The sequence below is a fragment of the Falsiroseomonas oryzae genome (genome assembly GCF_027856955.1).
Classification (GTDB): domain Bacteria; phylum Pseudomonadota; class Alphaproteobacteria; order Acetobacterales; family Acetobacteraceae; genus Falsiroseomonas; species Falsiroseomonas oryzae.
This window is the reverse complement of the sequence record NZ_JAPSMD010000380.1, coordinates 1-5221: the sequence shown is the minus strand read 5'-3', so window position 1 is coordinate 5221 and position 5221 is coordinate 1. Positions and strand designations below refer to the sequence as shown.

Genomic DNA, 5221 nt, shown 5'->3' with positions numbered 1-5221 from the left:
AGCGCGTCCACGCGCCTCGCGGCGTCCAGCGCGTCCACGCGCCTCGCGGCGTCCAGCGCGTCCACGCGCCTCGCGGCGTCCAGCGCGTCCACGCGCCTCGCGGCGCGATGCTCCAGCACCGGCATGTCGCGCCGCACGCGCGCCGTCACCGCCGGGTCGATCCGCGCCGTGGCCCAGCCCACCCCGTCGCTGCACTTCGCCACCACATGCCCCCAGGGGTCGCAGACCAGCGAATGCCCATAGACCTGCCGCGTCGCGCCGCGCTCCTCGTAGGAGCCGTACGACGCCGCGGCGACGATCCAGCACTGCGTCTCGATGGCACGCGCGCGCAGCAGCACCTCCCAATGGTCCTTGCCGGTCTGCAGCGTGAAGTTGGAGGGCACCAGGATCGCCTCCGCCCCCATGCGCCGCAGCGCCACGTACTGCTCGGGGAAGCGCATGTCGTAGCAGACGGTCAGGCCGAGCATCACGTCGCCCGCCCGCACGCAGACCAGCTCCGTCCCCGCGCCGTACAGCGCGCTCTCGCGGTAGCCCGTGCCGTCCGGCGCGGTGATGTCGAACAGGTGGATCTTGCGGTACCGCGCGATCTCCCGCCCGTCCGGGTCGAACAGCAGCGAGGTGTTGAAGAGCTTGCTCTCCCCCTTCTCGATGATGGAGCCGCCATGGACATGGATGCGTTTGGCGCGCGCCACCTCGCGCAGGAACTCATACGCAGCTCCGCCCTCCCCGCCGGGCTCGGGCAGCACCTCGGCCGCGGCGTTGCGGGCCTCGCGCCCGCCGCCCAGATTCGTCCAGGTCTCCGGCAGCGAGACCATGTCCGGCCGGTCCGCGGCCAGCGCGCCCTCGATCAGGCGGCGCGCCTGGTCGATGTTGGCTCCCTTGTCGGAGCCCTGGTTCATCTGGATGACGGCGACGCGCATGGGGTCCTCCGGCAGGGCGGGCATCAAGCCCGTCCCGCCCCCCTGCGACAAGCCCCTGCCCGGCGGCGCCGGAGCCGCGTCAGGTCGCGACCAGGCCGCGGTTGGTCACGGTGATCTGGCTCGCGCGGCAGATGTTCACGCCGCGCAGCTCCGCCGCCTGGCCGTTGGTCCAGACCACGCGGAAGTCATAGTTGCCGGCGTTGTTCGCGCGGTAGTTCACGAAGCGCCCGGGCGGCAGCACGGAGGTGCCGAGCTGGTCGGCGCCCCAGGCGCCCAGGCTGGAATGGCTGAAATACAGCCGCTCCACCGTGAGGCCGGAGTTGTTCACGACGCGGAAGGAGGTGTCGCAGGCCTGGCTCGGCACCACCACGACGGTGCGCTGCGGCTCCTGCTGGCAGGCCGCGAGGCCCAGAGCGGCAAATCCGGCAAGGACCGCCGGAAGGACACGACGCTGCACGGAAGACGTCTCCCTGACAGGATTGTTCCACCGGCAGGCTATGGCGATCACGGCGGCGTGAAAAGATGGTCGGATGTGCGAAGATGTCTCCGATCCTCGCGCCGCCGCAGCTCAGCGCGGCTGGCGCGGCCATTCGATGCGCGGCTCCGCGCGGCCGGTGCGGTCGGGCCAGGCAGCGGGCGGAGGCACCGGGGGCGTGGCGCGTGGCTGCGGCTGTTCCGCCTCCGCGCGGCGGGGCGGATGCACGGGCTCCGCCCAGTCATCCTCCACCGGCGGACGACGTGCGCGGCCCGGATCCGGCAGGCGCAACGCGAGGGTCCGGATCTCCGTCTGCAGCTCGTCCAGCTGCGCCTCGATGGAGTCGAGCCGTCCCTTCACGCCGAAGACGCTGAACGGCATCAGGAGGTAGGCCAGCCCGACCAGCAGCAGGACGACCAGCACCACGAGCCCGCTCCAGGCCGGCAGGCCGGGGATGGTCAGGGTCGCGGCGATCTCCTGCAGCACGCGGGGCCTATCCTCCGGTGACGCTCATGTGGCGCGCCACGGCGGGCGCGTTGCGGCGGCGGTCGATGACGAAGTCATGCCCCTTCGGCTTGCGCGAGATCGCCTCCAGGATCGCCTCCTTCAGCCCTGCCTCGTCCACCTTCGGGTCGCGCAACACGCGCCGCAGGTCCGACGAGTCATCCTGACCCAGACACATATACAATGTTCCGGTGCAGGTCAGCCGCACACGATTGCAGGATTCGCAGAAATTGTGGGTCAGGGGCGTGATGAAGCCGATCCGCCGCCCGGTCTCCTTCACCGTGTAGTAGCGGGCCGGGCCGCCGGTCTTGTAGTCGGTCTCCTGCAGCGTCCAGTGCTCCCGCAGGCGGGACCGCACCACGGACAGCGGCAGGTACTGGTCCGTCCGGTCGTCGCTGATCTCGCCCATCGGCATGGTCTCGATCAGGCAGAGGTCGAAGCCGTGCTCGCCGCACCAGACCAGCATGCGGTCGAACTCGTGCTCGTTCACGCCCTTCATCGCGACGGCGTTGATCTTCACCGCCAGCCCCGCCGCCTTGGCCGCGAAGATGCCGTCCAGCGTCGGCCCGATCTTCCCCCAGCGGGTCAGCGCGGTGAAGGTCGCGGGATCCAGGCTGTCCAGCGAGACATTGATGCGCCGCACCCCCGCCGCGTAGAGGTCCTCGGCCATGCGCGCGAGCTGCGTGCCGTTGGTGGTGACCGTCAGCTCCTTCAGCCCGCCTTCGCCCAGCCGCGCGCCCAGGCTGCGGAACAGGCTGATGACGTTCTTCCGCACCAGCGGCTCGCCGCCGGTCAGGCGGATCTTCTCGGTACCCAGCGCGATGAAGGCGCCGCAGAGCCGGTCCAGCTCCTCGAGCGTCAGGACCTCCGCTTTCGGCAGGAAGGTCATGTCCTCCGCCATGCAATAGACGCAGCGGAGGTCGCAGCGGTCGGTGACCGACACGCGCAGATAGCTGACCTTGCGGCCGAACGGATCGATCATGGCTCGCGTCTGTCCCCCGGCACCGGCGGCCGGCCCCTTCCGGGTCGCCCGCCTCGGGCCGGTCCTTCCTCCGCCCCGTATCTGGTCCGCCGGCCCCCCGGGGCGCAAGACCCCGGCACGTGGCCGCGGATGCGCCCGGCGCCCCAACGATGCGGTTGCATAACCAACCGCTTGCGCACGCAGATGCGATAGGGGCAAGGTTGCATCCTGCCCAGCGCATGCAGGGCGTTCGGACCGGAAGCGGCTTGCCGCAATGACACGAACGATCTTCGGGAAGGCCGCCCTCATGGCCACGGTGGCGCTGGGCGTCGCCGCGGGAAGCGGCAGGCCGGCCGAGGCGCCCCTGCTCATCACCTTCGACCAGGTCGGGTCCGACGTGGTCGCGACCCTCAGCGGGTCGCTCAACATCACCGCCCTCTCCTTCGGCACGACGGACACCTTTGGTGCGCTGATAAGGTCCGATGCTGCCCTGGTGTATACCGGCGGTGCGGTGGATCAGTACTTCGGAGCGTCCGGGCCGGGGACAATCGGTCCGGGCAACACCCGCTTCGCGTCCTCCCGCAGCGGGGACGCGTTCGCCATGCAGGGCAGCTCGGGGCGCATCGCCCCGCCCGCCGGCTACGTCTCGGGAACCCCGCTCTCGGCGAGCATGACCTTCACCAACCAGACCTTCGCGACGCTCGGCATGACGCCGGGGACCTATGTCTGGACCTGGGGCCGTGAAGCGACGGCCGACAGCTTGACCATCCAGATCGGCGTGCCCGAGCCCGCCTCCGCCCTGCTGCTCGGCGCCGGCCTGCTCGGATTGGGGCTGATGCGGCGCCGGGCCTGAACCGGCGGCCTCCCCGCGCCGGCCTCGTCACACCACGAGGGTGACGAGGCCGGTCGTCACCAGCAGACCGAAGGCGAAGCGCCGGTACCACCGCTCCGGCACCACATGGAACAGCCGCGCGCCGACCGGCACGCAGACCAGCAGCACCGGCAGCAGCAGCAGCAGCTTCGCCAGCACCGCCCAGCCCATCAGCCCGCCCAGCGCCGGCGGGATGATGGACACCACCGCGATGCAGGCGAAGAACAGGATCAGGTTGGCGCGGTGCCGCCGCGCCTCCTCGGGTCCCGCCAGCAGATAGAGGATCACCGGCGGCCCGCTGATGCCCGTGGCGCCCTTCAGCAGCCCCGCCGTGGTGCCCACCGCCAGGTTCAGCGGCAGCGGGCGCGAGCCGTGGTAGCGCCAGCCCGACATCAGCGCCAACCCGAACACCAGCACCAGCGCCCCGATGGCGCGCCGCAGCGTCTCCTGGTCGGCGGTCAGCAGGATGAAGGCGCCGACCGGGGTGAAGGCCACCGCCGCCGCGCCGATGGGCAGCATCACCCGCCGGTCCGCCTGGCCCAGCGCCTTCGGCAGCAGCTGCATGGTGACGAACAGCTCCAGCAGCAGCATGACCGGCACGCCGATCCGCGGCCCCCACAGCACCGAATAGGCCGGCGCCAGCAGGATGGCGGTGCCGAAGCCGGAATAGCCACGCATCAGCCCGGCCACCGCGGTCACCGCCGCCGCCGCCAGGATGCGCCAGTCGCCCAGCAGGCCGCCGAGCTCCGCCCACAGCGTGCTCATGCGTCGTCCACGGTCTCCAGCTCGGCGCCGGCCAGGCGCAGCGTGACCTTGCCGGCATTCTCGAAGTTCACGGTGACCCGGTCGCCCACGACGGACTGCACCTGGCCCACGCCCCAGTCGGGCCGCGCGGGCAGGCGCACGCGCTGGCCGGGAAAGAAATCGCTGCTCACGGATCGCTGCTCACGGGGCCGCGGTAAACATCATTAACCCCTCCGCGACCAGCCTTCGCTATGACGGGGCAGCCCGGCACGGACCACGGGGTCCGCGCCGGCCGGGACAGGGGGGCCAGGATGGCCGAAGGCTTGGCGCTGGCGCAGGCGGTCTGCACGCGGCTCTGTCACGACCTGGGCGGGCCGACCGGCGCGCTGGCCGGCGCGCTCGAACTGTTCGAGGGCGCGGCCGACGAAGCGACGGAGGTCGCCAACGACGCCGCCCGCATCATCGACCGCCGCCTGCGCTTCTGGCGCGTCGCCGTCGGCGGCGCGGGCGCCGAGCTGGACGCGCCGGCCGTCGCGCAGCTGGCGGAGGGGTTGACCTTGGGCCGCCGGGCCGTGGTGGACCTGAGCGGGCTGGCGGAGGGCGCGACGGTGCCGCCCGTGCTCGTCCAGCCGCTGCTGCTGGCCATGCTGGTCGGGGTGGAGGCGATGCCGCGCGGCGGCGTGCTGCGCGTCTCCGGCAGCCTGGAGGACGGGCTGAGCGTGCTGCCCGACGGCCCCGGCGCCGCC

The 5221-nt window shown here is 71.8% G+C and carries 7 protein-coding genes and 1 pseudogene; 2 read left to right on the top strand and 6 right to left on the bottom strand.

Annotation, left to right across the window (positions count from 1 at the left end):
- Positions 1 to 104: 104 nt before the first annotated feature.
- The 4 genes and pseudogenes from OZN99_RS24885 to moaA all read right to left on the bottom strand — a co-directional run.
- A pseudogene (locus OZN99_RS24885) lies at positions 105 to 920 on the bottom strand (carbon-nitrogen hydrolase family protein); the annotation flags it as partial.
- 79 nt (positions 921 to 999) lie between these two features.
- Positions 1000 to 1377 carry a hypothetical protein gene (locus OZN99_RS24880; protein ID WP_270937933.1) on the bottom strand — a complete coding sequence of 126 codons (378 nt, stop codon included), beginning with the start codon at positions 1375 to 1377 and terminating at the stop codon, positions 1000 to 1002.
- Between the two features lie 111 nt (positions 1378 to 1488).
- On the bottom strand, positions 1489 to 1881 hold the full coding sequence (locus OZN99_RS24875) for a hypothetical protein (RefSeq protein WP_270937932.1): 393 nt from the start codon (positions 1879 to 1881) through the stop codon (positions 1489 to 1491).
- 7 nt (positions 1882 to 1888) lie between these two features.
- Positions 1889 to 2881 (bottom strand): GTP 3',8-cyclase MoaA, encoded by a 993-nt coding sequence (gene moaA, locus OZN99_RS24870; protein ID WP_270937931.1) that lies wholly within the window; start codon positions 2879 to 2881, stop codon positions 1889 to 1891.
- 253 nt (positions 2882 to 3134) lie between these two features.
- On the opposite strand from moaA, the gene OZN99_RS24865 reads away from it, so the two are divergent.
- Positions 3135 to 3713: a VPLPA-CTERM sorting domain-containing protein gene (locus OZN99_RS24865; protein WP_270937930.1), complete on the top strand. Its 579-nt coding sequence runs from the start codon at positions 3135 to 3137 to the stop codon at positions 3711 to 3713.
- A gap of 27 nt (positions 3714 to 3740) precedes the next feature.
- Here OZN99_RS24865 and OZN99_RS24860 read toward each other — a convergent pair whose 3' ends face one another.
- The gene (locus OZN99_RS24860) at positions 3741 to 4496 is read right to left on the bottom strand and encodes a sulfite exporter TauE/SafE family protein (protein WP_270937929.1); all 756 of its coding nucleotides are present in this window, start codon (positions 4494 to 4496) and stop codon (positions 3741 to 3743) included.
- Positions 4493 to 4666, bottom strand: coding sequence for a DUF3553 domain-containing protein (locus tag OZN99_RS24855; RefSeq protein WP_270937928.1), 174 nt, complete (start codon positions 4664 to 4666; stop codon positions 4493 to 4495). Before OZN99_RS24855 ends, OZN99_RS24860 begins: the two co-directional genes overlap by 4 nt.
- Positions 4667 to 4786: 120 nt before the next feature.
- Between OZN99_RS24855 and OZN99_RS24850 the strand changes: the two genes are divergently transcribed.
- Positions 4787 to 5221: histidine phosphotransferase family protein (locus OZN99_RS24850; RefSeq protein WP_333779769.1), on the top strand; the 435-nt coding region annotated here is incomplete at its 3' end.